Origin of the sequence: Pseudomonas sp. MF6394 (assembly GCF_002018845.1) — a bacterium.
In the GTDB taxonomy this organism is placed as follows: Bacteria; Pseudomonadota; Gammaproteobacteria; order Pseudomonadales; family Pseudomonadaceae; genus Aquipseudomonas; species Aquipseudomonas lactis.
In genome coordinates this window covers 15,766-41,266 of the sequence record NZ_MVOJ01000016.1, presented here as the reverse complement: position 1 = coordinate 41,266, position 25,501 = coordinate 15,766, and the positions used below count along the sequence as shown (strand labels likewise).

Annotated in this window: 22 protein-coding genes; 9 read left to right on the top strand and 13 right to left on the bottom strand. The window is 62.0% G+C overall.

Going from position 1 to position 25,501, the window contains the following annotated elements:
* Positions 1 to 240: 240 nt before the first annotated feature.
* Genes MF6394_RS17595 through MF6394_RS17580 form a run of 4 tightly spaced genes read left to right on the top strand, consistent with a single transcriptional unit; the run spans position 241 to position 3,164 of the window.
* Positions 241 to 906 carry an amino acid ABC transporter permease gene (locus MF6394_RS17595; protein WP_003187615.1) on the top strand — a complete coding sequence of 222 codons (666 nt, stop codon included), beginning with the start codon at positions 241 to 243 and terminating at the stop codon, positions 904 to 906.
* Positions 887 to 1,546 (top strand): amino acid ABC transporter permease, encoded by a 660-nt coding sequence (locus MF6394_RS17590; protein WP_034125471.1) that lies wholly within the window; start codon positions 887 to 889, stop codon positions 1,544 to 1,546. The genes MF6394_RS17595 and MF6394_RS17590 overlap by 20 nt, the downstream gene beginning before the upstream one ends.
* A complete protein-coding gene (locus tag MF6394_RS17585; protein ID WP_044270434.1) occupies positions 1,543 to 2,319 on the top strand; it encodes an amino acid ABC transporter ATP-binding protein in 777 nt (258 codons plus the stop codon). The genes MF6394_RS17590 and MF6394_RS17585 overlap by 4 nt, the downstream gene beginning before the upstream one ends.
* Positions 2,316 to 3,164 carry a transporter substrate-binding domain-containing protein gene (locus tag MF6394_RS17580; RefSeq protein ID WP_003187618.1) on the top strand — a complete coding sequence of 283 codons (849 nt, stop codon included), beginning with the start codon at positions 2,316 to 2,318 and terminating at the stop codon, positions 3,162 to 3,164. The genes MF6394_RS17585 and MF6394_RS17580 overlap by 4 nt, the downstream gene beginning before the upstream one ends.
* Before the next feature lie 119 nt (positions 3,165 to 3,283).
* Here MF6394_RS17580 and MF6394_RS17575 read toward each other — a convergent pair whose 3' ends face one another.
* The gene (locus MF6394_RS17575) at positions 3,284 to 4,447 is read right to left on the bottom strand and encodes an AAA family ATPase (RefSeq protein WP_003187620.1); all 1,164 of its coding nucleotides are present in this window, start codon (positions 4,445 to 4,447) and stop codon (positions 3,284 to 3,286) included.
* A 121-nt stretch (positions 4,448 to 4,568) separates the two neighbouring features.
* Between MF6394_RS17575 and MF6394_RS17570 the strand changes: the two genes are divergently transcribed.
* From MF6394_RS17570 to MF6394_RS17555, 4 genes are all read left to right on the top strand, one after another.
* Positions 4,569 to 5,651: an efflux RND transporter periplasmic adaptor subunit gene (locus MF6394_RS17570; RefSeq protein ID WP_078467154.1), complete on the top strand. Its 1,083-nt coding sequence runs from the start codon at positions 4,569 to 4,571 to the stop codon at positions 5,649 to 5,651.
* Complete coding sequence (locus MF6394_RS17565; RefSeq protein ID WP_078467153.1) at positions 5,648 to 6,718, top strand: efflux RND transporter periplasmic adaptor subunit; 1,071 nt, start codon at positions 5,648 to 5,650, stop codon at positions 6,716 to 6,718. The genes MF6394_RS17570 and MF6394_RS17565 overlap by 4 nt, the downstream gene beginning before the upstream one ends.
* Positions 6,715 to 9,780: an efflux RND transporter permease subunit gene (locus MF6394_RS17560; protein WP_078467152.1), complete on the top strand. Its 3,066-nt coding sequence runs from the start codon at positions 6,715 to 6,717 to the stop codon at positions 9,778 to 9,780. Before MF6394_RS17565 ends, MF6394_RS17560 begins: the two co-directional genes overlap by 4 nt.
* Positions 9,781 to 10,022: 242 nt before the next feature.
* A complete protein-coding gene (locus MF6394_RS17555) occupies positions 10,023 to 12,212 on the top strand; it encodes a glycoside hydrolase (protein ID WP_078467151.1) in 2,190 nt (729 codons plus the stop codon).
* Positions 12,213 to 12,320: 108 nt separating this feature from the next.
* On the opposite strand, the gene MF6394_RS17550 is transcribed toward MF6394_RS17555, so the two are convergent.
* Positions 12,321 to 12,947: a class I SAM-dependent methyltransferase gene (locus tag MF6394_RS17550; RefSeq protein WP_078467150.1), complete on the bottom strand. Its 627-nt coding sequence runs from the start codon at positions 12,945 to 12,947 to the stop codon at positions 12,321 to 12,323.
* A 176-nt stretch (positions 12,948 to 13,123) separates the two neighbouring features.
* On the opposite strand from MF6394_RS17550, the gene MF6394_RS17545 reads away from it, so the two are divergent.
* Positions 13,124 to 14,227: a hypothetical protein gene (locus MF6394_RS17545; RefSeq protein WP_078467149.1), complete on the top strand. Its 1,104-nt coding sequence runs from the start codon at positions 13,124 to 13,126 to the stop codon at positions 14,225 to 14,227.
* Positions 14,228 to 14,229: 2 nt separating this feature from the next.
* On the opposite strand, the gene MF6394_RS17540 is transcribed toward MF6394_RS17545, so the two are convergent.
* The 11 genes from MF6394_RS17540 to MF6394_RS17490 form a co-directional block, all read right to left on the bottom strand.
* Positions 14,230 to 14,874: a methionine ABC transporter permease gene (locus MF6394_RS17540; RefSeq protein WP_078467148.1), complete on the bottom strand. Its 645-nt coding sequence runs from the start codon at positions 14,872 to 14,874 to the stop codon at positions 14,230 to 14,232.
* Positions 14,864 to 15,979, bottom strand: coding sequence for a methionine ABC transporter ATP-binding protein (locus MF6394_RS17535; RefSeq protein WP_078467147.1), 1,116 nt, complete (start codon positions 15,977 to 15,979; stop codon positions 14,864 to 14,866). Before MF6394_RS17535 ends, MF6394_RS17540 begins: the two co-directional genes overlap by 11 nt.
* Positions 15,976 to 16,791 carry a MetQ/NlpA family ABC transporter substrate-binding protein gene (locus tag MF6394_RS17530; protein ID WP_044270449.1) on the bottom strand — a complete coding sequence of 272 codons (816 nt, stop codon included), beginning with the start codon at positions 16,789 to 16,791 and terminating at the stop codon, positions 15,976 to 15,978. The genes MF6394_RS17535 and MF6394_RS17530 overlap by 4 nt, the downstream gene beginning before the upstream one ends.
* Positions 16,792 to 16,899: 108 nt before the next feature.
* Entirely contained in the window at positions 16,900 to 18,261 is a 1,362-nt protein-coding gene (locus tag MF6394_RS17525) for an LLM class flavin-dependent oxidoreductase (protein WP_078467146.1), read from the bottom strand.
* The gene (locus tag MF6394_RS17520; protein ID WP_047712331.1) at positions 18,261 to 19,454 is read right to left on the bottom strand and encodes an SfnB family sulfur acquisition oxidoreductase; all 1,194 of its coding nucleotides are present in this window, start codon (positions 19,452 to 19,454) and stop codon (positions 18,261 to 18,263) included. The genes MF6394_RS17525 and MF6394_RS17520 overlap by 1 nt, the downstream gene beginning before the upstream one ends.
* 40 nt (positions 19,455 to 19,494) lie before the next feature.
* Positions 19,495 to 20,736 carry an SfnB family sulfur acquisition oxidoreductase gene (locus tag MF6394_RS17515; RefSeq protein WP_047712332.1) on the bottom strand — a complete coding sequence of 414 codons (1,242 nt, stop codon included), beginning with the start codon at positions 20,734 to 20,736 and terminating at the stop codon, positions 19,495 to 19,497.
* Positions 20,737 to 20,921: 185 nt separating this feature from the next.
* Positions 20,922 to 21,710, bottom strand: a complete 789-nt coding sequence (locus tag MF6394_RS17510; RefSeq protein ID WP_069558050.1) for a hypothetical protein — start codon at positions 21,708 to 21,710, stop codon at positions 20,922 to 20,924.
* 370 nt (positions 21,711 to 22,080) lie between these two features.
* Positions 22,081 to 22,827 carry an L-cystine ABC transporter ATP-binding protein TcyN gene (gene tcyN, locus MF6394_RS17505; protein WP_014716461.1) on the bottom strand — a complete coding sequence of 249 codons (747 nt, stop codon included), beginning with the start codon at positions 22,825 to 22,827 and terminating at the stop codon, positions 22,081 to 22,083.
* Between the two features lie 3 nt (positions 22,828 to 22,830).
* On the bottom strand, positions 22,831 to 23,496 hold the full coding sequence (gene tcyL / locus MF6394_RS17500; protein WP_003187646.1) for a cystine ABC transporter permease: 666 nt from the start codon (positions 23,494 to 23,496) through the stop codon (positions 22,831 to 22,833).
* On the bottom strand, positions 23,496 to 24,290 hold the full coding sequence (gene tcyJ / locus MF6394_RS17495; RefSeq protein ID WP_044270458.1) for a cystine ABC transporter substrate-binding protein: 795 nt from the start codon (positions 24,288 to 24,290) through the stop codon (positions 23,496 to 23,498). Before tcyJ ends, tcyL begins: the two co-directional genes overlap by 1 nt.
* A 172-nt stretch (positions 24,291 to 24,462) precedes the next feature.
* Positions 24,463 to 25,458, bottom strand: a complete 996-nt coding sequence (locus tag MF6394_RS17490) for a D-cysteine desulfhydrase (protein ID WP_044270460.1) — start codon at positions 25,456 to 25,458, stop codon at positions 24,463 to 24,465.
* Positions 25,459 to 25,501 lie beyond the last annotated feature (43 nt).

Sequence of the window (25,501 nt, the reverse complement as noted above, 5' to 3'; positions counted from 1 at the left end):
AGCGACTCGCTTCGCATCGTGGTTACCGGTGGGTGCGGCGAACTGCACAGTTGTGTAGATACCTATGACCATCGCAGGCAAGCCAGCTTCCACAGAGGTTAGGTTTTTGAGTGATATCAATATGCTATTTTGGTATTTAAAATTTGATTTTTATACCTTTAAAGTTCGCGCTAGCTGACGTTATCCACGTCGGCACGGACTGCGCTCGCGGCATTACCCATGCGGCGATATGGACTGCACATGACCTTCGATTTCGCTTTTATCCTCAGCACCTTGCCGGCGTTTCTCAAGGCCGTGGGTGTGACGCTGCAAGTCGGCTTGATCGCTATTGCCACGTCTTTGCTGGTGGCGCTGATCAACGCCGCGCTGCTGGTGTTTCGCACGCCGTACCTGTCGCGTCTGGTAGCGCTGTATGTGGAGCTGGCGCGTAACACGCCGCTGTTGATCCAACTGTTCTTCGTCTACTTCGCGCTGCCGGCCCTGGGGTTCAATATTTCCGGGTTCTGGGCGGCGATTATCACCATGACCTTTCTGGGCGGCGCCTACCTCACCGAGGTGCTGCGCGCCGGTGTGGAAGCGGTGCCGCTGGCGCAGATCGAGTCGGGCAAGTCCATTGGCCTGTCCGACTGGCAGCTGCTGCGCCATGTGATTCTGCCTCAGGCCGGCATCCTCAGCTTGCCGGCGTTGTTCGCCAATTTCATTTTTCTGCTCAAGGAAACCACGGTGGTTTCCGCCGTGGCGGTGCCGGAGATTCTCTACACCACCAAGAGCTACATCGCTCTCTACTACAAGACCTACGAAATGCTCGCCGTGCTGACGCTGATTTGCGTGCTGTTGTTCCTGCCGTTGTCGCTGTTGCTCAGCCGCCTGGAAAGGAGGCTCCAGCATGGCCAGTTCGGGTCTTGAGTTGCTTTGGGTGTCGTTGCCGCAACTGGGCAAGGGCGCTGCGCAAACCCTGTCGATTTCGTTTTTGAGCATCGCCTTCAGTACGGTGGGCGGCGTGCTCTACGGCGTGCTGCGCACCTTGAATAACAAGGCGATCAACGGCGTGCTGCGGGTCTACCTGGAACTGTTCCGCGCCATTCCGGTGCTGGTGTGGTTGTACCTGCTGTTTTTTGGTGTGCCGATCTTCTTCGGCCTGAGCATCCCGAGTTTCTGGTGCGCGGTGCTGGTGCTGTCGTTGTGGGGTGCCAGCGAGGTGGGCGAAGTGGTGCGTGGCGCGCTGCATTCGTTGCCCCGTGGCCAGCGCGAAGCGGGCCTGTCGATTGGCCTGTCCGGCCCACAGTTGTACGGCTATGTACTGCTGCCCCAGGCCCTCAAGCGCATGACGCCGCCGACCATCAACGTGTACACGCGCATCATCAAGACCAGCTCCCTGGCGGTGCTGATCGGCGTGGTGGATGTGATCAAGGTCGGCCAGCAAATCATCGAGCGTACCTATGAGTCGGTATTGATCTACGGCGCGCTGTTCCTGTTTTTCTTCTTTATCTGCTACCCGTTGTCAGCCGCCTCCAAGGTGCTGGAACGGCGCTGGGCCCAAGCATGAGCGCATTGATCGAGTTCCAGGGTTTCAACAAATTCTTCGGCGAGACGCAGGTACTCAAGGGCATCGACCTGAGCGTGCAAAGCGGCGAGGTAGTGGTGATCCTCGGCCCCAGCGGTTGTGGCAAAAGCACTTTGCTGCGTTGTTTGAACGGGTTGGAAGTGGCACACAGCGGCAGTCTGCGGTTTGCAGGCCTTGAGCTGCTGGATAAAACCACCGACTGGCGCCAGGTACGCCAGGCCATCGGCATGGTGTTCCAGAGCTACCACCTGTTCCCGCACATGAGCGTGCTCGACAACATCCTGCTCGGCCCGCTGAAAGTGCAAAAGCGCGACCCCCGCGAGGCCCGTGAGCAGGCGCAAAAACTGCTGGAGCGCGTGGGCCTGGCCGACAAGCGCGACGCCTTCCCACGCCAGCTTTCCGGCGGCCAGCAACAACGCATCGCTATCGTGCGCTCGTTGTGCATGAACCCCCAGGTCATGCTGTTTGACGAAGTCACCGCGGCCCTCGACCCGGAGATGGTCAAGGAAGTGCTGGAAGTGATCCAGGACCTGGCCCGCGATGGCATGACCCTGCTGATCGTCACCCACGAAATGGCCTTCGCCCGCGCCGTCGCCGACCGCGTGGTGTTTATGGAGGCTGGTCGCATCCTCGAACACAACACCCCCGAGGCATTCTTTACGAACCCGCAGACCGCACGCGCGCAGCAGTTCCTGGAGAAGTTCTCCTTTGTTTCAACACTGCCCAAAAAGATCAAGGAACTGGAGCTGATATGAAAAAGTTACTGCTGCCACTGTTTGCCGTCGCCTTGCTGGCCGGCTGCGATAAAAAGGCCGAAGAGCCGGTAAAACCCGCGGCTGTGAGCTACATCGACAAAATCAAAGCGCGGGACAAGCTGATTGTCGGCGTGTTTACCGACAAGCCGCCGTTCGGTTTTGTGGACGAAGCCGGTCGCTATGTCGGCTTCGATACCGACATTGGCCGGCAATTCGCCAAGGACCTGTTGGGCGACGAAAACAAGGTGGAATTTGTCGCCGTGGAACCGGCCAGCCGCATTCCCTTCCTGCAAAGCGACAAGGTCGATCTGATTCTCGCCAACATGACCGTGACGCCTGAACGCAAGGAAGCGGTGGACTTCACCAACCCCAACCTGAAAGTCGCGGTGCAGGCCTTGGTGCCGAATGACAGTGCGGTGAAAAGCCTGGACGACCTGGCAACCCGCACCACCATCGTCACCACCGGCACCACGGCGGATATCTGGCTGACCAAGAACCACCCGGACTGGAAACTGCTCAAGTTCGAGAAGAACTCCGAGTCGCTGCAGGCGCTGTCGGCGGGCCGTGGTGATGCGTATGCGCAGGATAATCTGGTGTTGTTCAGCTGGGCCAAGCAGAACCCAGGCTACCGCGTGCTGGAAGAGAAGCTGGGGGATGAAGCGCCGATTGCCCCGGCGGTGAAGAAGGGCAATACCGAGCTGCGTGACTGGGTGAATGCCGAGCTGGCGAAGTTGGGCGAGGAGAAGTTTCTGCTCAAGCTTTATGACCAATATGTGCGTAAAGAGCTGAGCGACGACACCAAGCCTGAGAGTGTGATTGTTGAAGGCGGTAAGTGGCAGGGCTGATTCCAGGTTTGTGTGTTGCCTGATCTACCGCTTTCGCGAGCACGCCCGCTCCCACATTTGGAATGCATTCCAACCTGTGGGAGCGGGCTTGCTCGCGAAGAGGCCAGTACAGTCACCGCCTACTCCGGCCAATGCCACGCCGGCGCATCCAAAATGCCCTGCCCCACAATCCGCGTTTCCCCCATCACCTTCTCCAACACAATCGAATTACATTCTTCATCCTGCTGCAACGCCGCAATCAATCGGCTGGCATGGCTCACCACCCATACCTGGCACTGCTTCGAGGCCTGGATAATCAAGCGCGCCAGTGCCGGTAACAAGTCCGGGTGCAGGCTGGTCTCCGGCTCGTTCAGCACCATCATGGTCGGCGGCCTTGGCGTCAGCAGCGCGGCGATCAGCAGCAGGTAGCGCAGGGTGCCGTCCGACAGTTCCGCCGCCGACAACGGGCGCAGCAAACCTTCCTGATAGAACTCAATGGCAAAGCGTCCGCCCTGCAAGGGTTCGATATGCAACCGTGCGCCGGGGAAGGCATCACTGACCGCGTGCTGCAACGCCTCGACATCGCCCACTTCGCGAATCGTCTGTAACGCGGCCGCCAAGTCCCGACCGTCGTGATGCAGCACCGGCGTGCGCGTGCCTAATTGCGGCTGGCGTACCGGCGCATCCACATCGCTGCGAAAGTGATCATAAAAACGCCAGCCACGGATGCTTTCCCGCAGCAGCAACACTTCCGGCGAACCGCGCAGGCTGCCGACCTGATCGAACAGGCTGTGATAGTTGGGCGTGTGCTGGGCCAATACGTCCCAGGCGCGGCCATCACGGGCGCGTACCATCGGCCCCGAACGCTGCACCAACAGGCTGGCCGGGCGGTAGAGGGGGCCGGCCCAGATACATTCCTTTTTAATTTCCGGGTCCAGTTTGAACTCGCTGCCGGGAACCGGGATGGGCATGCCCAGGGAGATGGCGTAGCTGAAGTCCTCCCCGGCAAAGCCCAGGCGCAAGCGTTTGACGCCTTGGGCAACCACGGCCTCCACCGGTACTTCGCCATTGCGCATGCGCCGGCTGATGTTTTCCGGCCCGGCCCAGAATGTGGAATCCAGCCCGCCTTCACGGGCCAGCGCATTGATCACCCCGCCCTGGGCGGTTTCGGCCAACAGGCGCAGGGCGCGATACAGGTTGGACTTGCCGCTGCCATTGGGCCCGGTCACCAGGTTCAGCCGGTCCAGGGGCACCACCAATTTGTTGATCGAGCGGTAATTGGCCACCGCGAGGGTTTTAAGCATGTGTATTTAGTCAGCATGGGAACCATTGGAGTATGGGATCCTCCATGCAGATAAGGAACCCTGATCTAAGCTCACAGTCGCATACACACTTGAACGTCGGCATCACGCAAAAGGAGCCTGCATGGGCGGTCGCACCTCGACATTTATTTTCAGCCTTGGCCTCCTGGCGCTGCTCAGTGGCTGTGGCCAAGACAAGGCCGAGCCCAAGCAGCATTCACGGGTGTTCGTGCAAACGGTGCAGTCGGCGGATTTTGCCGCGGCGGTCACGTTGACCGGTGATATCCAGGCGCGGGTGCAAACCGATCTGTCCTTTCGCGTGGGAGGCAAGATCATCCAGCGCATGGTCGACGTGGGCGACCGAGTAACGGCCAGGCAAGTGCTGGCCAAGCTCGACCCCAAGGACCTGCAAACCAATGTCGATTCCGCCCAGGCTCAGGTTGTGGCTGAACAGGCGCGGGTCAAGCAGACCGCCGCCGCCTTCGTGCGCCAGGAAAAACTCTTGCCCAAAGGTTATACCAGCCGCAGCGAATACGACGCCGCCCAGGCCGCGCTGCGCAGCAGTCAAAGTGCCCTGGCCGCTGCCCAGGCGCAGTTGGCCAATGCCCGCGAACAATTGGGCTACACCGCGTTGATCGCCGATGCACCGGGGATCATCACGGCGCGCCAGGCCGAAGTCGGCCAAGTGGTACAAGCTACCGTGCCGATCTTCAGCCTGGCCCGCGATGGCGAGCGTGACGCCGTGTTCAACGTGTATGAGTCCTTGCTGGTGGAGCCGCCGCCCGACGCGCCGATTACCGTCAGCCTGCTGGACAACCCGAGCATCAAGGCCGTGGGCAAAGTCCGCGAAGTCACGCCCGCCGTGGCCGCCAATACCGGCACCGTGCAAGTGAAGATCGCCCTGCAAAGCCTGCCCAAGGGCATGGAGCTGGGCTCGGTGGTCAGCGCCACCGCCAATGGCCCGGCCAAGGCGAGCATCGAGCTGCCCTGGTCGGCGCTGACCAAAGACCTCAACGAGCCAGCCGTGTGGTTGGTGGACGGTGAAGGCAAGGCGCAGTTGCACAAGGTCATCGTGGCGCGCTACCTCACCGGCAAGGTGATCATCGGCGAGGGCCTCAACGGCGGTGAAAAAGTCGTGATAGCCGGTGGGCAATTGCTGCACCCCGGCATGGTCGTCGAAATCGCCCAACCCGGAGCGCAGCCATGAAACAACTGACGCTCATTGTCGCCGCCAGCCTGTTGCTGGTGGCCTGCTCCAAGGAAGAGGCGCCGCCCGAACCCATACGCCCGGTGCTGTCCATGGAAGTGAAGGCTGAAGATCAGGAAAGCCTCGGTCGTTTCGCCGGCACCATCCAGGCCCGCTATGAAAGCAACCTGGGTTTCCGCGTGCCTGGCCGCATCGCCCGCCGCGCCGTGGATGTCGGTGCCGAAGTGGAGAAGGGCGCCTTGCTCGCCGTGCTTGACCCCACCGACCAGCAGAACCAATTACGCGCTGCCCAGGGCGATCTGGCGCGGGTACAGGCGCAGTTCATCAACGCCCAGGCCAACGCTCGGCGGCAACAGGAACTGTTCAACCGTGGCGTCGGCGCACAGGCTCAATTGGATGTGGCCCAGACCGACCTGAAAACCACCCAGGCGACCCTCGACCAGGCCCGCGCCTCGGTCAATCAAGCCAAGGACCAGCTCAACTACGCCGAACTGCGCACCGACCACGCCGGCATCGTCACTGCCTGGAATGCCGAGGCCGGCCAGGTGGTCAGCGCCGGCCAGCAAGTGGTGACCCTGGCCCGTCCGGACATCAAGGAAGCCGTGATCGACCTGCCCGCCGGCCTGGCTGAACGTCTGCCTGCCGATGTGGTGTTCCTGGTCGCCGGCCAACTGGACCCCAGCGTGCACACCACCGCCGTGGTGCGTGAGATCGAGCCTCAGGCCCAAAGCGCCACGCGCACCCGTCGCGCACGCCTGAGCCTGGCCGAAACGCCGCCCGCGTTCCGCCTGGGCACGGCAATCAGCGTGACGTTGAGCACCGCCATCGCCCCGCGCATCGAACTGCCCCTGAGCGCCTTGCAGGAAGTCGATGGCAAGACCCGCATCTGGCTGCTCGACACCCAGAGCCAGACCGTGCAACCGCGTGAGGTCACGGTCATCAGCCGTGATGCCCACAGCGCCTTGCTCAATGGCAGCGTCAAACCCGGCGAGCGCATTGTCACTGCCGGCGTGAACAGCCTGAAACCCGGGCAAAAAGTCAAAATCGACGAGGACAGCCCGCGATGAAAGGGAGCTTCAACTTATCCGACTGGGCCCTCAAGCATCAGTCCTTCGTCTGGTACCTGATGTTCGTCGCGCTGCTGATGGGCGTGTTCTCGTACATGAACCTGGGCCGTGAAGAAGACCCCTCGTTCACCATCAAGACCATGGTGATCCAGACCCGCTGGCCGGGTGCGACCCAGGAAGAAACCCTCAAGCAGGTCACCGACCGCATCGAGAAAAAACTCGAGGAACTCGACTCCCTCGACTATGTGAAAAGCTACACCCGGCCGGGCGAGTCCACGGTGTTCGTGTTCCTCAAGGACACCACCAGCGCCAAGGCCATTCCGGAAATCTGGTACCAGGTTCGCAAGAAGATCGATGACATTCGCGGCACCTTCCCCCAGGGCTTGCAGGGGCCGTCGTTCAACGATGAATTCGGTGACGTGTTCGGCTCGGTGTATGCCTTTACCGGCGATGGCCTGTCGATGCGCCAGCTGCGTGACTACGTAGAGCAAGTGCGCGCCGAGATCCGCTCGGTGCCGGGGCTGGGCAAGGTCGAGATGATCGGCCAGCAAGACGAAGTGATTTACCTGAATTTCTCCACGCGCAAACTCGCGGCATTGGGGATTGACCAGCGCCAGGTCGTGCAAAGCCTGCAATCGCAAAACGCCGTGACCCCCGCCGGGGTGATCGAGGCGGGGCCCGAACGCATCTCCGTGCGCACCTCCGGGCAGTTCGCCTCGGAGAAAGACCTGGCCAACGTCAATCTGCGCCTCAATGACCGTTTCTATCGGCTGGCGGATATTGCCGACATCAGCCGTGGCTATGTGGACCCGGCGCGGCCGATGTTCCGCTTCAATGGCAAACCGGCGATTGGCTTGGCCATCGCCATGCAGAAGGGCGGCAATATCCAGTCGTTCGGCAAGGCCCTGCACGGGCGCATGGACGAGCTGACCGCCGACCTGCCGGTGGGCGTCGGCGTGCACAAGGTCTCCGACCAGGCCGAAGTGGTGGAAGAGGCTGTCGGCGGCTTCACCAGCGCATTGTTCGAGGCGGTGATCATCGTGCTGGTGGTGAGCTTTATCAGCCTCGGCATGCGCGCCGGGTTGGTGGTGGCGTGCTCGATCCCGTTGGTGCTGGCGCTGGTATTCGTGTTCATGGAATACAGCGGCATCACCATGCAACGCGTGTCGCTGGGCGCGTTGATCATCGCCCTCGGCCTGCTGGTGGATGACGCGATGATCACCGTGGAGATGATGATCACGCGCCTGGAAAAAGGCGAAACCAAGGAGCAGGCGGCGACTTACGCCTATACCTCCACGGCGTTCCCGATGCTCACTGGCACCCTGGTGACCGTGGCCGGCTTCGTGCCGATTGGCCTCAACGCCAGTTCGGCGGGCGAGTACACCTTTACCCTGTTCGCGGTGATTGCCGTGGCGATGCTGGTGTCGTGGGTGGTGGCGGTGCTGTTTGCGCCGGTGATCGGCGTGCATATCCTCAGCGCCAATGTGAAACCGCACAACGCCGAGCCGGGGCGCATTGGCCGTGCCTTCAATGGCGGCATGCTGTGGGCCATGCGCAACCGTTGGTGGGCGATTGGCATCACCGTGGCGCTGTTCGTGGCCTCGGTGTTCTCCATGCAATTTGTGCAGAACCAGTTCTTCCCGTCGTCGGACCGTCCGGAAATTCTCGTCGACCTGAACCTGCCGCAAAACGCCTCGATCAACGAGACGCGCAAGGCCGTTGACCGCCTCGAAGCGATCATCAAGGACGACCCGGACATCGCCCGTTGGAGCACCTACATCGGCCAGGGCGCGATTCGTTTCTACCTGCCGCTGGACCAGCAGCTGGAAAATCCCTACTACGCGCAACTGGTGATTGTGAGCAAAGGCCTGGAAGAGCGTGGCGCCCTGATCGCCCGCCTGCAACAGCGTCTGCGCGATGATTTTGTCGGCATCGGCAGCTATGTGCAGCCGCTGGAAATGGGCCCGCCGGTCGGGCGGCCGATCCAGTACCGCGTGTCCGGCAAAGACATCGACCAGGTGCGCAAGCACGCCATTGAACTGGCGACCTTGCTGGATCAGAACACCCACCTGGGCGAGATCATCTACGACTGGAACGAGCCGGGCAAAGTGCTGCGGGTGGACATAGCCCAGGACAAGGCGCGGCAATTGGGGCTGTCGTCGGAAGACGTGGCGCAGTTGATGAACAGCGTGGTCAGCGGCGCGGCGGTGACCCAGGTGCACGACGATATCTACCTGATCAACGTGGTCGGCCGCGCCGAAGATGCCGAGCGGGGCACCCCGGAAACCTTGCAGAACCTGCAGATCGTCACGCCCAACGGCACCTCGATTCCACTGCTGGCGTTTGCCACCGTGCGTTACGAGCTGGAGCAGCCGCTGGTGTGGCGCCGTGACCGCAAGCCGACCATCACTATCAAGGCCGCCGTGCGCGATGAGATGCAGCCGACCGACCTGGTCAAGCAGGTGGCACCGACCATCGAGAAATTCAGCGAGGGCTTGCCGGTGGGCTACAAAGTCGCCACCGGCGGTACCGTCGAAGAAAGTGGCAAGGCCCAGGGGCCTATCGCCAAGGTGGTGCCGTTGATGCTGTTCCTGATGGCCACCTTCCTGATGATCCAGTTGCACAGCGTGCAGAAGATGTTCCTGGTGGCCAGTGTCGCGCCGCTGGGGCTGATCGGCGTGGTGCTGGCGTTGATCCCCACGGGCACGCCCATGGGCTTTGTGGCGATCCTGGGGATCCTGGCGCTGATCGGCATCATCATTCGCAACTCGGTGATTCTGGTCACACAGATCCACGAGTACGAAGAGGCCGGCTACACGCCGTGGGATGCAGTGGTGGAAGCCACCGAGCACCGGCGCCGGCCGATCCTGCTGACGGCCGCCGCCGCGAGCCTGGGCATGATCCCGATTGCGCGGGAAGTGTTCTGGGGGCCGATGGCCTACGCGATGATTGGCGGGATCATCATTGCGACGTTGCTGACGTTGCTGTTTCTGCCGGCGCTGTATGTGGCCTGGTACAAGATCCGCGAGCCGAAACAGGAGCATCAGCCACAACAGGATTAATTCTGAGAGAGGACTGTCAGTTAAGCGCAGATCCCCTGTGGGAGCGGGCTTGCCCGCGAAGGCGGTGCGTCAGTCGCAGCATCTGTGACTGAACTGTCGCTTTCGCAGGCAAGCCAGCTCCCACACTTGGATCTTCATTCTGGTTGAGGCTGTGTGAAGCTTCTGAAAAATCCCCATGTCGTCCTGGCTCACTACTGCATGCTGTACCCTCTGGTCCTCATTCCAGACCCAGGTCGATCCTCATGCAGTGCCTGCGTTTCACCTTGCTGTTTTGCGCGTTGCTCCTTGCATCGCCTGCTTTCGCCGCCACCGTACTGGAAAACGCCTTATGGCGCGTCGAACTAGACCCCGCCACCCTGGCGCTGCGCGTGACACCCGCAGGCCAGGCCTCGGTGCAGGCCTCCAGCGGTGTGGCGGCGCATGCCGTCAGCCAATTGCAGAACACCCCCGACCAGGCCACTTGGCAATGGGACAACGGCGCCTATCGCCTGAGCGCCCGCCTGCAACAGCGCGACCTGGCCCTGACCATCAACGCCCGCGAGCCCGGTGAGTTGGCCCTGCTGCGCCAGCCCGCCGAGGCCATGGGGCGAGGGTTGATCTGGCCCTTGGCCGAGGGGCATTACGTGCCTGCCGGCAATGCCCTCTGGAAGGCGTTTCTGCTGGAGCGCGATGAGCTCAATACCACCCAGGACCTGAGCCTGCCGCTGTGGGGCTTGGATCACGCTGGCTTCACGTTGAACTGGTTATTGACCAACCCCTACAACAACCGCTTGCAATGGCACGCCGACGGCAACGGCCTGGCCCTCTCCGCGTCCCATGAGTTCACCCCGCTGGCGCCTGACGCGCCGATGACGCTGCGCCTGTACCTGGGCGATGCCGACCCGTTGGCCGGCGCCAAGCGCTACCGCCAGTGGCTGGTGGAGCAGGGCCGCTATGAACCGTTGGCGGACAAGCTGCGGCCAACACCCGACGCCCAGAAACTGCTGGGCGCCAGCCATGTGTACCTCTGGGACAACGGCCTGTTGGGTTTGGGCGATGTGCGTGATTGGCCAACATTGATCAAACGGCTGCGCAGCCATGAACTCAAGACGCTGATGGACAAAGAGAGCGCACAGCTGCTGGCGAAGCCCACTGCATTGAATCTCTATGAGCAAACCGTGCTGCTGCGCGGCCTCAATGCGGCGATCAACACCAAGGCCCGGCAGGCCTGGCAAGTGCAAGAGCCAGACATGACCCGCCTTGCCGCCCGCTATGGCGAGCTGCGCAGTGAACTGGCCGTCGACTTTGCGGGGGCCTTGAGTGACAGCCCGCAAACCTGGGGCAGTAGCGCCATTCAAACCCTGCGCGACGCTGGGCTGCAGCGTTTGCTGCTGACCTTGGGCGAAGGTTGGGAGGGTGGCCTGTGGCATCCCGAGGCGATTCGCGCCGGGGTGGAAGCCGGCTTTCTGATGGCGCCTTACGACTCCTATGAAACGGCCCTGTCCGCCACCGAAAATCCCGATTGGACCACTGCCCACCTAGGCGCCAAGGCCTATCGTGACTGCGCGATCGTGCTGAAAGACGGCAAGCTGAAAACCGGCTTCCAGAAGTCCGGCCACTACACCGACCCGCGTTGTGTGCGGCCGCTGCTGGAGGCGCGGGTGAAGGCGGTACACGCCAAGGCTGGCTTCAATGCTTGGTTTCTCGATGCCTACGCCACCAGCATGCTGTTCGACAGCTACCGCAGCGACGCCAGCATGACCCAGGCGCAAAACGCCGAGGGCAATATTGATGCCTCTCGCTGGATCAACACCGTGCCGAAGCTGGTCACAGGCTCCGAAGACGGCAACGCCATCACCGCCCAGGGCATCCTGTTCGCCCACGGCATGCAGACCCCGGTGATCGGCTGGGGCGACCGCGAGATGACCCAGGACCCGCAGTCGCCGTACTTCGTCGGCAACTGGTACCCAACCGAGCAACCGGCGGTGTTCTTCAAATCAGTGCCGTTGAAGGAGCCGTTTCGCACGGTGTATTTCGAGCCGACGATGCGCCTGCCGTTATACCAGGCGGTGTTCCATGGCTCGGTGATCACCACCCATCATTGGCTGTTCGACAGCCTCAAGCTGAGCAATGTGCGGGGCGACAATGAACTGACCCAACTGCTCTACAACGTGCCGCCGCTGTATCACCTCAGTGCGGCGACGCTCAAGGCGCGGCTGCCGATTATTCAGCGTCAGGACCGTTTTTTCCGGCCGTTGCACCAGCGCTTGGCGACCCAGGCGATGACTGATTTTCGCTGGCTGAGCGCAGACAAGCAGGTGCAGCAAACAACCTTTGCTGACGGGACGCGGTTGGTGGCGAATTTCTCGGCGGAGGAAAAACAGGGGTATGCCGGGCGCAGTATCACGGTACTGGCGGAGGGGGAGGAGCCGGTGGTGTATCAGGTGAAATAACGCTGCCCGTTACGGCGCCATCGCGGGCAAGCCCGCTCCCACAGGGGAATGCATTCCAAAGGTGGGAGCTGGCTTGCCTGCGATGAGGCAGGTAGAGGCGATGCAGCACTAAAGTTTACGCCACACACTCGCCAACCAAGGCTGCTGTTCCCGCGGTAACCCGGCCGGCCGGTAGTAATGCTCCAGCTCTTCAAACCCAGCCGCAGTCAGCAAGGCCTGCCACGCCTGCAGGTCGTGATAAGACCCATACCGCGGCCCATTCCAGCCCTCTTGGTTCTCGCCCCGAGGGTTGGAGCTGAACAGCACGCCCCCAGGCTTCAACGCGCCGTGCAGCTCTTTGAGCACTCGTGGCAGTTCCTGCTTGGGAATATGAAACAGCACCGCATTGGCAAACACTCCATCGAAGCGTTCGGCGGGCAGGTCCAGCTTGAGAAAGTCCTGCTGCAACACTTCACAGCCGCTGTCTTCGCGGGCCATCTGCGCAAAACGCTGGGAGCCATCCAGGCCCACGGCGATATGCCCCATGCGCGTAAACGTCTGCAAATCCCGCCCCGGCCCACAGCCGAAATCCAGCACGGTAAACGGCGGCGTGCCCTGGATATGCCGCAGCAGCGCGTCGATGTTCTGGCTCACATCGTGATCGCGGGTGCCTTCACGAAAGTCTTCGGCCACCTTGTTGTAATGGCCCAGGGTGGCGGCGGTGATCTGGTTGAGGTCGTCGGGAGCAAGTTTCATGGCATGGCGCACGGCTGCGGCTGAGGTAGGGGGACTATACCCCGGCCCACTCGTGAGTTGAAAACCGTGTATCCGCTGTAGGGCGCTTCACGGCGGTCGCAGTGCGCGCATCCGACAGACCGCCACGGGAAATTGTGGGTAAGATTCGGCCCTCATTTGCAGAGGGTTATACATCCATGGAAGAGGGAAAACGTTCACCCGTTGGCAACGACACCGCACCGAACAAGGTCGACCAATACGCCACGAGATTGAGCAATGGCTTGCTCTGGCTCAATGAGCGTGCCTGGCCGCTGACGGTGGGGATTCTCTCGGTGGCCGGCCTGTACCTGTACCAGTACATCCAGATGGAAAAGGTGCCGCTGAGTATCTTGTCGGCATCGGCGTTCACCGCATTGCCGGCGATGTTCGCCATGTTGGTATTTGTGATTGGCATGATGGGCGCGTCGATCCTGGTGCCGACGTTCATCTTGTTCACGCGCCTGAACGGCACCGGTGTGCGCCTGAGTGATCAACTCAATCTCAGCCCGCAGTCGCCGCAAGAGACGGCCCAGCACCGGCGGTTACTGGGGCATTGGGCGGCCAGCCTGTTGGTGATGTTTGTATTCTGGATGTCCGCCGTGTACCTGTCCGTGAACGCCGAAAGTGGGCTGTTGCTGACGCTCAGTTGGATCGTGGCGATCATGGCGGCGGTAGTGGCCTATGTCGGCATCATCATTCGCGCCCGGCCCGCCCATGTTGCCCTGCGTGAGTTGTCCGGCGAGTTCTGGCTGGCCAGTGCTGGTGCCGGGGTGGTTCAAATGGTGGTCATTTTGATGGTGACGGTGCCGGTCTCCCGCGCCTTCAGCGAGTACTCCGACAGCGCCGTGTTCTTTGCGCCGTTCATGGCCGCCGAAATGGCCGTGCTGTTTCTGATTCAGGGGAGCGCCGCCTGCCTGGTGGTGCGCATGCGCGTTCAGAAAAACCCGGTGGCGTTCGCCTCATTGGTGGCCTTTGCTCTCATCGTTTTACTCGGGCTGATCCCGGCGAGTGGGGCCAAGTTGGGCGGCCTGCCGCTGCAAGGCTCCGCCTCGGGAGGGCGCGTTTGTACGTTGATGACCTGGGCGGCAGAGGCCAAGGTCCCCAGCGTGCTGGTAGACGCCGACAGCCCCAAGCGCAGCGTGAAACTGCGGGTGATGGCCGACTCGGATGGCAGCTACATCGTGCGGCCCTGGCAGGCCAAGGACAAAACCATCACCTTCGTGCCCCGCGCCAGCGTAGCCCAACTGGATGAGTGCCCGTGACGTCAGCGCTTGTTCAATACCCGCGCCAAGCGGTCTCCGCTCAGTTGGATCACCGCCACCAGCGCCACCAGCAGCACAATCACCGTGAGCATGATCTGCGTGTCGAAGCGCTGGTAGCCATAGCGGTAGGCAATATCGCCCAGGCCACCGGCGCCGATCGCCCCGGCCATGGCCGATGAGTTGATCATGGTCACCAGGGTGATGGTGAAGCCGCCGACGATGCCGGGCAGCGCCTCGGGCAGCAGCACATGCCAGATGATGTGCCAGCGGCGGCAACCCATGGCCTGCGCGGCTTCGATCAGGCCATGGTCGACTTCGCGTAGGCTCACTTCGGCGATGCGTGCAAAGAACGGCGTGGCGGCGATGGTCAGCGGTACAACTGCCGCCCAGACGCCATAGGTGGTGCCGACGATCAGGCGCGTGAACGGGATCAGCGCCACCATCAGGATCAGGAACGGAATGGAGCGGAACAGATTCACGAACGCTCCCAGCACGCGGTTAAGGGCCGGTGCCTGGTAGATGCCGCCCTTGTCACTGGTGACCAGGAACACTGCCAGCGGAATACCCACCAGCAACGCGATCAGCGACGACACCCCCACCATCAACAAGGTGTCGATGGCGCCCTGCACTAAACGATCAAGCCACATAGCCCAGCACCTCCACCTGTTGTGCCCAATTGGCCGCGCGTTTGCGCAGTTCTTCGCCGTTGTGCGGCGATGCATTCACTGCCAGCAGCAGTTGCCCCAAGGCATGCCCCTGGATGCGTTCCACGCCGCCTTGCAGCAAGCGCACGCGGCCACCGAGGGCGCTGAACAGCGCCGCGAGGTCTGGCTCCAGGCTGTCGCTGCCGGTGAACTGCAAGCGCAGCACCAGTGCGGCGTCGGCCGAGGCGGGCGTGGGTTGCAGGCGGCTTTGCAACTCTGGCGGCAAGCCGTGTTGCAGGGGGGCGAGCAGGGTCTTGCTGACCTCATGTTGCGGATCGCCAAACACCTGCCACACCGGGCCTTGCTCGACGATACGCCCGTGTTCGAGTACCACCACGCGCTCGCAGATGTCGCGGATCACCGCCATCTCGTGGGTGATCAGCACGATGGTCAGGCCCAGGCGCTGGTTGATCTCGCGCAGCAGGCTGAGGATCGACTGGGTGGTTTCCGGGTCGAGGGCCGAAGTGGCTTCGTCGCACAGCAGAATCTCGGGGTCGTGCACCAGCGCGCGGGCGATGCCGACGCGTTGTTTCTGCCCGCCGGACAGCTGCGCCGGGTATGCCTTGTGTTTGTCTTGCAGGCCTACCAGTTCCAGCAGTTCATGCACCTTTCGCGCGCGTTGTGCCTGGGGCACGCCGGCGACCTTGAGCGGCAACTCGACGTTCTGCCACACGGTCTTGGCCGACATCAGGTTGAAGTGCTGGAAGATCATGCCGATGCGTCGGCGCAGCGCCACCAAGTGGTCCTCATCGAAGCCGCCGATGTCTACCTGGTCGATCAGCACGCGTCCGCTGCTGGGTTGTTCCAGACGGTTGATGGTGCGGATCAGCGACGACTTGCCGGCGCCGCTGCGGCCGATGATGCCGAACACTTCGCCACGCTGGATCGCCAGGTCAATGCCTTGCAGCGCATGCACCGTGCCGTCATAGGTTTTGCCCAGGTTGATGAACCGCACGTGGGCGTGGTTCAAGTCCGGGTGCAGTTCAGTCTGTTCGGCGTGGCTGGGCGCGTGCTCCAGGTCGCGCAAGCGGGCGTTGGCGGCACTCATGGTTTAGCTTCCCAGCCGACCTGGTAGAGCTTGCCGAGGGACTTGTCCAAGGCCGCACGCACTACCGGCGAGTGCTGGTAGATATCGACGAACTTGATCACCCGTGGGTCGGTTTTGCTCTTGGGCTGGATCACGAACTGAATCACGTATTCCGGGTGGTCGAGGCCGTCGAACAGCAGCGCCGACTCGGCATCGAAGGTCTTGGACAGGCGGATATACGCGGGGTAGCCCTGCACCAGATCGGCGTCGTCATAGGCGCGCACCAGTTGCACCGCTTCCACTTGCAGGATCTTGATGTTTTTCGGGTTGGCGACGATGTCTTCTTCGGTGGCCTTGTAGCCCACGCCCGGCTTGAGGGTGATCAGCCCGGCCTTGGCCAGCAGTTGCAGGCCGCGACCGCTGTTGATCGGGTCGTTGGCAATCGCCACGCTGGCGCCTTCGGGCAGCTCGTTAACGCTTTTGTATTTTTTCGAATACAGCCCGACGTTGTTGATGATGCCCGGCGCGTACGGCACCAGGTCAAACCCGGCGGCGGCCTTGGCGTTTTCCAGGAAGGGGATGTGCTGGAAGTAGTTCACGTCGATATCGCCGGCGGCGAGGCTGACGTTGGGCGCGATCCAGTCGGTGAACTCCACCAGTTCGACCTTCAGGCCCTGCTTGCCGGCTTCTTGTACGGCGGCTTCCAGCGGAATGGCGAAGGCGGCGGTGGTGCCGATTTTCAGCGGGGCGTCGGCGGCAAATACCGCCGAGCTGAATAAGCCAAGGGCCAGAGCCAGTGCTTTGACTGGGTTGTTGAGCAATGTCTTTTTCATAGTCGATTTCCATTGTAGGAGCGAGCTTGCTCGCGAAAAACTGGAGGGCGCCTCGGCATACCAGGCGGCCCGCGTTATCGTTGACGGTCTTCGCGAGCAAGCTCGCTCCTACAGGGCGTGGTGGCGGTAGGTAGAGCCGGTGTGTTGCTTGGGTAAGCGGGCCGTGTCGTGGAAGACTTTTTCCCGCAGCGTTCCCGGCGCATATTCGGTCTTGTACGAGCCCCGTCGTTGTAACTCCGGTATCACCAGCTCAATGAAATCCACATAGCTCTCCGGCGTCACAATGCGCGTCAGGTTGAAACCATCCAGCCCCGTTTCGCTGATCCAGGATTCCAGCTCATCGGCCACCTGTTCAGGCGAGCCCACCAAGGTGATATAGCGCCCGCCCAGGGCGTGCTGGTCGAGCAATTTGCGCCGGGTCCAGTCGTTGTTCTGCAGGTTCTGGGTCGCGGACTGGATCGCGTTGCTCTTGACGTACTGGATCGGTTCGTCCAGCCCGTATTGGGCAAAATCAATCCCGGTCGAGGCCGAGAAATGCGCCACGCCGGCTTCCGCGCTGGCGTAGCTGAGGTACTCGGCGTGCTTGGCCCACGCCAGCTCTTCGGTGGCGCCCACGATCACGTTAAGGCCCATGAACACCTTGATGTCATCCGGGTTGCGCCCAGCCTCCACCGCGCTGGCGCGCACCTTGTCCACCTGGCGCTTGGTCGCGGGTTTGTTCTGCCCGCTGATAAACACGCACTCGGCATGCTGCCCGGCGAACAGCAAGCCACGCTCGGAACTTCCGGCCTGGAACAGCACGGGCGTACGCTGCGGCGATGGCTCGCACAGGTGGTAACCCTCCACCTGATAAAACTCGCCGTGGTGCGCAACCTTGTGCACCTTGCCCGGTTGCGCATACACCCGCGCTTGGCGATCGTTGCGCACCGCGTCGTCTTCCCAACTGCCTTCCCAGAGCTTGTACAACACCTGCAGGTATTCATCGGCCTGGTCGTAGCGCCGGTCATGCTCGACCTGTTCGGTGAGGCCCATGGCCTTGGCGGCGCTGTCGAGGTAGCCGGTGACAATGTTCCAACCCACCCGGCCACGGGTCAGGTGATCCAGCGTCGACATGCGCCGGGCGAACAGGTACGGCGGCTCATAGGTGAGGTTGGCGGTAAGGCCGAAGCCCAAGTGCTTGGTGACAGCGGCCATGGCCGACACCAGCAGCAGAGGGTCGTTGACCGGTAACTGGATCGACTCCTTGAGCGGCACGTCGATGGAGTCCTGGTACACGTCATACACACCGACGATATCGGCGATGAACAAACCGTCGAACAGCCCGCGCTCCAGGATTTGCGCCAGTTCAGTCCAGTATTCGAGGGTGTTGTAGTGGGTGGACGTGTCCCGTGGGTGGGTCCACAAACCGTGGTTGATGTGCCCGATGCAGTTCATGTTGAAGGCATTGAGCAGGATCTTTTTTTTGCTCATCAGATGGTCCCCCGCAGCGGCGGGTTTTCATCGTTGAGGTAGTAGTTGCCGACCGCATGGTATTTCCAGCGGACTGGGTCGTGCAGGGTGTGCACCCGGGCGTTGCGCCAGTGGCGGTCCAGGCCATGCTCGGCCAGGGTCGCCTGGCTGCCGGCCAGTTCGAACAGGGTGCTGCCGGCCGCCAGGGAGATCTCGGTGCTCAGGGCGCGCACTTCGGCGACGGCGATGGAGGCAGCAGCAACCGTTTGGGCATTGCTGTCGGCCTGGGCGCGGTCGAGGAATTCCCCTGCGCGCTCCAGCAAGGCTTCGGCGGCGTGCAGGCGGCTGCTCAAGTGGCCGAAGCTCTTGAGAGTCAGCGGGTCTTCGGTGGCCTTGTCGTTGCCGGCGTCGATCCACGGGCGGGTCTTGGTGCGCACAAAATGCAAGGCGTCCTCAAAGGCCGCACGGGCGATGCCGGTGTCGATGGCCGCATGGAGGATCTGCGCCAGCGGGCCAACGGTAGTCGGGCGTTCGAAGGCGCTCTGGAACGGCACCACGTCTTGCGCTGCCACCCACACGTTGTCGAACACCACCGAGCCGCTGCCGGTGGTGCGCTGGCCGAAGCCGCTCCAGTCGTCGATCACCGTCAGGCCCGCGCTGTCACGCGGCACGAAGGCCAGTTGCTGCACGCCGTGTGCATCCACCACCGAGGTGGGGATGCGCTGGGCGTAGATCGCCCCGGTGGCGTAGAACTTGCGCCCGCTGATGCGAAAACCATCGCCGTCGCGAGTGAGGCTGGTGATGCGGTCATGGGCGGTCTTGGTGCCCAGTTCCGCCAAGGCGTTGCCAAAGCGTTGGCCGGCCAATACCTCGGCGTACAGGCGTTGCTGCTGCTCGGGGCTGCCGTTCACGCGCAGTACTTCGAGGGCATAGAAATGGTTTTGCGGAATCTGGCCCAACGAGCCATCGGCCTGGGCGATCAGTGTGATGACCTTGGCCAGGGTGACGTTGGACACGCCCGCGCCGCCGTAGGCCTTGGGCACGCTGATGCCCCACAGGCCAGAGCGGGAAAACACGTCCAGCTCGGGCAATGGCAGGCGGCGTTCGCGGTCGCGTTGAGCGCTGTCGCGGCGCAAGTCTTCAGCAAGGTCGCTGGCGACGATAAGCGCTTGTTCGTCGCTGGTGATGACTGCGACGGGGTGAGAAAGGGTCATGAGTTTCTCCAGAAGCTCGTGGAAAAAGTGTTCTGGTTGGTTAAATCCAGGAATGACGAGCCGGCAAGGTGCCGTTGAGTCGATAGGCGCCGATGGCGTGGTACTTCCAGCGCACCGGGTCGTGCAGGGTGTGCACCCGGGCGTTGCGCCAGTGACGGTCAAGGTTGAATTCGGCCAGGGTGGCGCGGCTGCCCGCCAGTTCGAAGAGCTTCTCGGTGACCTGCAGCGCCACTTCGGTGGTCAGCACCTTGGCCTCGGCCACGGCAATCGAGGCGTGGGCGGCGGACTGCGCGGTGATCGGCGCGGCGCTGACCTGGTCGAGCACCTGGCCGGCCTTACGCAGCAGGGCTTCGGCGGCGTGCAGTTCGATCTTCAACTTGCCGATATCGGCGATTACATACAGGTCGTCGCTGGCTCGCTCGACCTTGGCGTCGATCCACGGGCGTGAACGTTCACGCACGAAAGCAATGGCATCGTCGAGGGCGCCGCGGGCGATGCCGGCGTCGATGGCGGCCTGAATCAACTGCGACACGGCCCCCTGGATATTCGGGGTTTCGCCCAGGCGCCAGTTGTCGATGACCAGTTCCGGCTCCACGGCCACGCGGTCAAGCAAGACGGTGCCGCTGGCGGTGGTGCGTTGGCCAAAGCCGGACCAGTCATCAACGATGCGCAGCCCTTCGCTACCGCGACGTACAAAAGCCATGACCTGCTTGCCGTCATCGTTCAGGGCCTTGATTGCCACCCAGTGGGCAAACAAGGCTCCAGTGGAGTAGAACTTTTGCCCGCTGACCACGAACCCGTCGCCTTCGGCCGTGAGGCGCGCCTTGAGCTCCAGGGTGTTTTTGGTGCCGCGTTCGGGGCCGCCGTTGCCGATGCGCCAGCCGTCGAGCACGCTCTGGAACAGCTGCTTTTTCTGGCGCTCGGTGGCGGTGCCCTGCAACACATGCAGGATGCCGAAATGGTTTTGCGGGATCTGCCCGAGGGCTGGGTCGGCCGCGCTGATGATCGCGAAGACTTCGGCCAGGGTCACAAACGACACCTGGGGCCCGCCGTATTCACGGGGAATGGAAATACTGCCCAAGCCGCTGCGGGTGAACTGTTCGAGCTGCGCCCAGGGCAGTTTGCGCTGCTGGTCGCGCTGGGCGGCCTGCGCGCGCGCAGCCTGGGCCAGTTCGTGGGCGGCGCTCAGCGCCTGGGCGTCGTTGCGCAGCACCGTGGCGGGCAACAGCAGGGGGGCTACGTCCAGATCACTCTGGGGGGATGTTAGAGCCAAGTTAGACATCAGCGCCGCTCCTTGGCTGCACGCAATGCCCTGGCGTTGTGCACCGGGGTAATTCTGACCATACCGACCTCGCATTCAATGAAATAAACAGAAAAATCAGGAATGTCCGGTGGTCCGGTGCATATACCCTAAGCGTGTTAATTATTTAAATAAACTAACTTTTAGGAATATGCATAGAAGGGCTGTCACCCCGGTTCACAGGGTGATCCGAAGCGACGCGGTTGATAGCCCGGCGCGGACGAGGCTGGGCAGGGCGGTGTGCAGGCGGCGATGCGCAGCGTACGGGCGGGCGCCCAGCGGGAGTTGTTACCCACGCGGTCGAGAATGCAGTAGGTGACCTCCAATCGGCAGTCGTCGCCTGCTTCGATAATCACGTGGGGCGGCACCCACACCTGCACCGCCAGGCCGACGCCCTGGGCCTGGATGCGGGGCAGGTCCAGGCGTACATCGCCCCAGCGCAAGGTGATGGCGTCGCCCGTGCTCATGTTCAGGTAAGGCTCGATGGTCAGTGGAATGCCGCGCCTTACCTGGCTGCTGTTGACGCCATGGCGGCGGATCGTCTCGGGCAGGTTCACGGGCGCCAGGTTCTGGTTTTCGTCGCCGCCTTCAGGGTTCAGGCGCGGCAAAGGCTGACCGCCGGGGTAGTTGGTCTTGACCCGCACCAGGGTCACCGCCGAGCGCATCGGGCCATGGCCGATCTGCAAGACCTGGTAATGGACGCGTGCCGGGCCATCCTGCACAAAGCTCTCCGGGACGCACAGGTGGGTATACGTGCCGATCTTGCACGCCGTCACCTTGCGCGAGGCAGCAAAGCAGTTGTTCCAGAACAGTTCAATCAGGTCGCCTTCCTCCATGCTCGGGTAGGGTGAAATGTCGACCTGCAAATGGGCGGAAGCCAGGGCGCTGATGCCGTTTCCAATAGCTTGGGGCAGCCTTGGGGCACGGAGCGTGGCCGGGGTTTGAGTGTGTGTCATAAGTAATCTCCTTGATGCAGCCAGCAGCAATCGTTCCGAAACCTCGACGCACAGGCGCAAGGGGGTCGAAAGACACGATTCAGTCAGTAGCCGGGATAGGATCCAATCCTCAAGGCGCTAGATAAGAGGGTTGGCCGGGGAGCGTCAATGGAGGCAAAGGGCTAAACGGCGGGTTTGGAGAGATTCAGAAGGGTCTGACGGGGAGGGGGATTTTAAGGCGCTTGCGAGGGGGGCTTTTACACGCTCAACCTGCAACCCGTTGTAGGAGCGAGCTTGCTCGCGAAGAACGTCCAGGCAACTCGGTCAATCTGATTCACCGCGTTATCGTTAACGTTCTTCGCGAGCAAGCTCGCTCCTACATCGGGAGGTGTCAGTGGGCGAGGAATTTGCTCAGGAACTGCTTGGTGCGTTCTTCCCTGGGGTTGGCAAACAGCGCCTTGGCTTCGCCCTGTTCGACGATCACGCCCTTGTCGAAAAAGATCACCCGGTTGGCCACGTCCCGCGCAAAGCTCATCTCGTGGGTGACAATGACCATGGTGCGGTTTTCTTCGGCCAGGCTGCGGATGGTTGCCAGAACTTCGCCCACCAGTTCCGGGTCGAGGGCCGAGGTGGGTTCGTCGAACAGGATCACCTCCGGCTCCATGGCCAATGCGCGGGCAATCGCCACACGCTGTTGCTGGCCGCCGGACAACCGCCTTGGGTAGGACGCTTCCTTGCCCGCCAGGCCCACCCTGGCCAACAGCTTGCGCCCCAGTTCGGCCGCCGCTTCCCGTGGCATCTTCTTGACCACAATCGGGCCTTCGATGACGTTTTCCAGCGCGGTGCGGTGGGGGAACAGGTTGAAGTTCTGGAACACAAAGCCCACATGCTGGCGCAGGCGCCGCACCAGGCCCTGTTGCTGGTTGAGCGGCCTGCTGCTGTCGATCTCGATGTCACCCACCTTGATACGGCCGCTGGTGGGCTCTTCGAGGAAGTTCAGGCAGCGCAGGAAGGTGGTCTTGCCCGAACCGCTGGGGCCGATGATGGCGACCACTTCGCCTTCCTTGACCTCAAGGTCGATGCCGTTGAGCACCACTTGACCGTTGAATTGTTTGGTCAGTTTTTCAACCACGATCATGCTTCAAGACTCCAGGTCATGCCGGTTGACCCGGTCTTCCAGACGATTTTGCAGATGCGCCAGGATGCTCGCCAGGATCCAGTAGATCAGGGCTGCGGACAGATACATGGTGAAGATTTCGAAGGTACGTGCCGACACCAGTTGGGCCTGGCGGAACAGCTCGGGCACTTGGATGGTGGCGGCCAGCGCCGTGTCCTTGACCAGCGAAATAAAGCTGTTGCCCAAAGGTGGCAACGCCGTGCGCATCGCCTGGGGCAGGATGGCCCGGCGCAACGTTTGCGCTCGGGTCATACCGATACTGGCAGCGGCTTCCCACTGGCCACGCTCGATGGAGGCGATGGCGGCCCGCAGGATTTCACAGGCATAGGCGGCCATGTTCAGCGAAAAGCCGATCATGGCGGCCGGGATCGGGTCCAGCTCGATGCCCACTTGCGGCAAGCCGTAGTAGATCAGGAACAGCTGCACCAGCAACGGCGTGCCGCGAAAGAACGACACGTAGACCCGGGCCGTCCAGCTCAAGAGCTTGAAGCGCGACAGGCGCATCAAGGCCAGGCCGAAGCCCAGCAGCAGGCCGAAAAACATCCCGCCCAGACTGAGGATTACCGTGTAATACGCGCCCTTGAGCAGAAAGGGCGCGGAGTCCAGCGCGAGTTGGAAACCTGCTTCCATTATTGCGTGACGTCAGCGTTGAAGTACTTCTCGGACAGCGTCTTCAAGGTGCCGTCGGCGCGCAGTTTGTCCAGAGCCTTGTTCACCGCGTCGAGCAATTCAGGCTCGCCTTTGCGCAGGGCGATACCGGATTCCTGACGGGAGAAGGCGTCGCCGGCAGCGGCGGTGTCGGGGGCTTTCTTGGCGTATTCCAGGGCGGCCAGGCGGTCGATCAGGATGGCGTCGATACGGCCGATGCGCAGGTCCTGGAATTTGGTTGGGTCGTCGTTGTAGGTCTTGATAATGGCTTTGGGTTGGTTGTCCTTGAGCCATTGTTCGTAGTTGGTGCCCAGGCCTACACCGACTTTCTTGCCGGCCAGGTCGTCGGCTTTCTTAATCGAGTCGACGTTCTTCTTCAGGACCAGGGCCTGGATGCCGGACACGGTGTAAGGCGTGGAGAAATCGTATTTTTTCTTACGCTCTTCGGAGATGGTTACCTGGTTGACCACGGCGTCCAGGCGCTTGGATTCCAGCGCGGCGAGGATGCCGTCCCATGGCGTGGCTTGCAGCTTGACCTTGACGCCCAGCTCCTTGGCCAGTGCCTCGGACAGTTCCACTTCGAAACCGCTGAGCTTGCCGCTTTCATCGACGAAGCTGAACGGCGGGTAGGTGCCTTCCAGGCCGATCTTGATCTCGCCGGCCTTCTTGATGGTGTTCAACTGCTCGCCGGCAACGGCCTGGCCCAGCCAGCCAGCGCCAAGCGCCAGGCCCAATGTGCCAACCAGCAGCGTGCGACGAAATGCAGAAATAGTCATGGAGAGCCCCTGTGTTTTTATGGTGAGCGAAGCAGGTGACGCGGTAGTCGTATCCTGCCCTAAAGTGCGAAGCGCGTCTTCGCCTTCGGCGCGATGATAAGGTGGGTTTTTAAGTCTTGAAAATAATAAAAATACAATTTCATATTCTATTTTTGAATATGGCCCTATTCAATCAGTTGAATACTGAGTCATAGGCAAACAACGCCGGCGCCCCGCCGGTATGCAGGAAAATGATCGGCCCCTCTTCAAAGCGCTGGCGCCCGATACCATCGAGCAAACCGGCCATGGCCTTGCCGGTATACACCGGGTCCAGCAACAGACCTTCCTGGCTGGCCAAAAGTTTGATCGCCGAGAGCGTGCCAGCGTTTGGCTCGCCATAACGCGGCCCGAAATACTCGTCCCACAGGGTGACTTTGAAGGCGTCGGGAATAGCCACACCGAGCAACTCGGCAGTGCGTTCGGCCAAGCCCTGCACCTTGGGCAATTGCGCTTGCTCGGTGCGCGACACCGTGATGCCGATCACCGGCAACTGCGGCAATGCTTCGCTCAAGGCCAGGGCCAAGCCGCTGTGGGTGCCGGCGCTGCCAGAGGCGAGCACCACGGCGGCGAATTCAATGCCGCTGTCTTCAATCTGCGCGGCCAACTCCAGCCCGGCGCGCACGTAACCCAATGCGCCGAGGGCGTTGGAGCCGCCGATAGGCACCAGGTACGGCTTCTTGCCGTTACTGCGCAGGCGGTCGGCGAGGGCGTTGAGTTGGTCGTCGACGTTGTCGAGGTTTTCCACCAATTCCACTTTGGCGTCGAACAGCTCCAGCAGCAGGCGATTGCCGTTGCCGAGGTAGTTGGGGTCTTCAGTACCGGTGGGATTTTCCAGCAGGGCCACACAGCCCAGGCCGAGTTTGGCGGCCAGCGCGGCGGTCTGGCGCACATGGTTGGACTGGATCGCGCCAGCGGTGACCAAGGTGTCGGCGCCCTGGGCAAGCGCGTCGGCAGCCAGGTATTCAAGTTTGCGCAGCTTGTTGCCGCCCATGGCCAGCGGCGTGGTGTCATCGCGTTTGACGTAGACGTCCCTGCCCAGCCAGGCCGACAGCCGCTCGAGTTTTTCCAGGGCGGTGGCATTGCCCAGTAGGTCCAGGCGGTCAAAACGGTCGAGCTGTTGTTTGATCATGGTTACGCACGGTGGCTGAGTGATGGGGGGACTATAGGCAGGC

What these genes read in the sequence shown, in the direction of transcription:
- MF6394_RS17565 (WP_078467153.1), top strand. Translation starts at nt 5,648, where the DNA reads ATGAAACAACTGACGCTCATTGTCGCCGCCAGCCTGTTGCTGGTGGCC.
- MF6394_RS17540 (WP_078467148.1), bottom strand. Translation starts at nt 14,874, where the DNA reads ATGTGGCTTGATCGTTTAGTGCAGGGCGCCATCGACACCTTGTTGATG.
- MF6394_RS17510 (WP_069558050.1), bottom strand. Translation starts at nt 21,710, where the DNA reads ATGACACACACTCAAACCCCGGCCACGCTCCGTGCCCCAAGGCTGCCC.
- MF6394_RS17560 (WP_078467152.1), top strand. Translation starts at nt 6,715, where the DNA reads ATGAAAGGGAGCTTCAACTTATCCGACTGGGCCCTCAAGCATCAGTCC.
- MF6394_RS17530 (WP_044270449.1), bottom strand. Translation starts at nt 16,791, where the DNA reads ATGAAAAAGACATTGCTCAACAACCCAGTCAAAGCACTGGCTCTGGCC.
- tcyJ (WP_044270458.1), bottom strand. Translation starts at nt 24,290, where the DNA reads ATGACTATTTCTGCATTTCGTCGCACGCTGCTGGTTGGCACATTGGGC.
- MF6394_RS17525 (WP_078467146.1), bottom strand. Translation starts at nt 18,261, where the DNA reads ATGAGCAAAAAAAAGATCCTGCTCAATGCCTTCAACATGAACTGCATC.
- MF6394_RS17580 (WP_003187618.1), top strand. Translation starts at nt 2,316, where the DNA reads ATGAAAAAGTTACTGCTGCCACTGTTTGCCGTCGCCTTGCTGGCCGGC.
- tcyL (WP_003187646.1), bottom strand. Translation starts at nt 23,496, where the DNA reads ATGGAAGCAGGTTTCCAACTCGCGCTGGACTCCGCGCCCTTTCTGCTC.
- MF6394_RS17490 (WP_044270460.1), bottom strand. Translation starts at nt 25,458, where the DNA reads ATGATCAAACAACAGCTCGACCGTTTTGACCGCCTGGACCTACTGGGC.
- MF6394_RS17570 (WP_078467154.1), top strand. Translation starts at nt 4,569, where the DNA reads ATGGGCGGTCGCACCTCGACATTTATTTTCAGCCTTGGCCTCCTGGCG.
- MF6394_RS17515 (WP_047712332.1), bottom strand. Translation starts at nt 20,736, where the DNA reads ATGTCTAACTTGGCTCTAACATCCCCCCAGAGTGATCTGGACGTAGCC.
- MF6394_RS17590 (WP_034125471.1), top strand. Translation starts at nt 887, where the DNA reads ATGGCCAGTTCGGGTCTTGAGTTGCTTTGGGTGTCGTTGCCGCAACTG.
- MF6394_RS17535 (WP_078467147.1), bottom strand. Translation starts at nt 15,979, where the DNA reads ATGAGTGCCGCCAACGCCCGCTTGCGCGACCTGGAGCACGCGCCCAGC.
- MF6394_RS17595 (WP_003187615.1), top strand. Translation starts at nt 241, where the DNA reads ATGACCTTCGATTTCGCTTTTATCCTCAGCACCTTGCCGGCGTTTCTC.
- tcyN (WP_014716461.1), bottom strand. Translation starts at nt 22,827, where the DNA reads ATGATCGTGGTTGAAAAACTGACCAAACAATTCAACGGTCAAGTGGTG.
- MF6394_RS17555 (WP_078467151.1), top strand. Translation starts at nt 10,023, where the DNA reads ATGCAGTGCCTGCGTTTCACCTTGCTGTTTTGCGCGTTGCTCCTTGCA.
- MF6394_RS17545 (WP_078467149.1), top strand. Translation starts at nt 13,124, where the DNA reads ATGGAAGAGGGAAAACGTTCACCCGTTGGCAACGACACCGCACCGAAC.
- MF6394_RS17520 (WP_047712331.1), bottom strand. Translation starts at nt 19,454, where the DNA reads ATGACCCTTTCTCACCCCGTCGCAGTCATCACCAGCGACGAACAAGCG.
- MF6394_RS17550 (WP_078467150.1), bottom strand. Translation starts at nt 12,947, where the DNA reads ATGAAACTTGCTCCCGACGACCTCAACCAGATCACCGCCGCCACCCTG.
- MF6394_RS17575 (WP_003187620.1), bottom strand. Translation starts at nt 4,447, where the DNA reads ATGCTTAAAACCCTCGCGGTGGCCAATTACCGCTCGATCAACAAATTG.
- MF6394_RS17585 (WP_044270434.1), top strand. Translation starts at nt 1,543, where the DNA reads ATGAGCGCATTGATCGAGTTCCAGGGTTTCAACAAATTCTTCGGCGAG.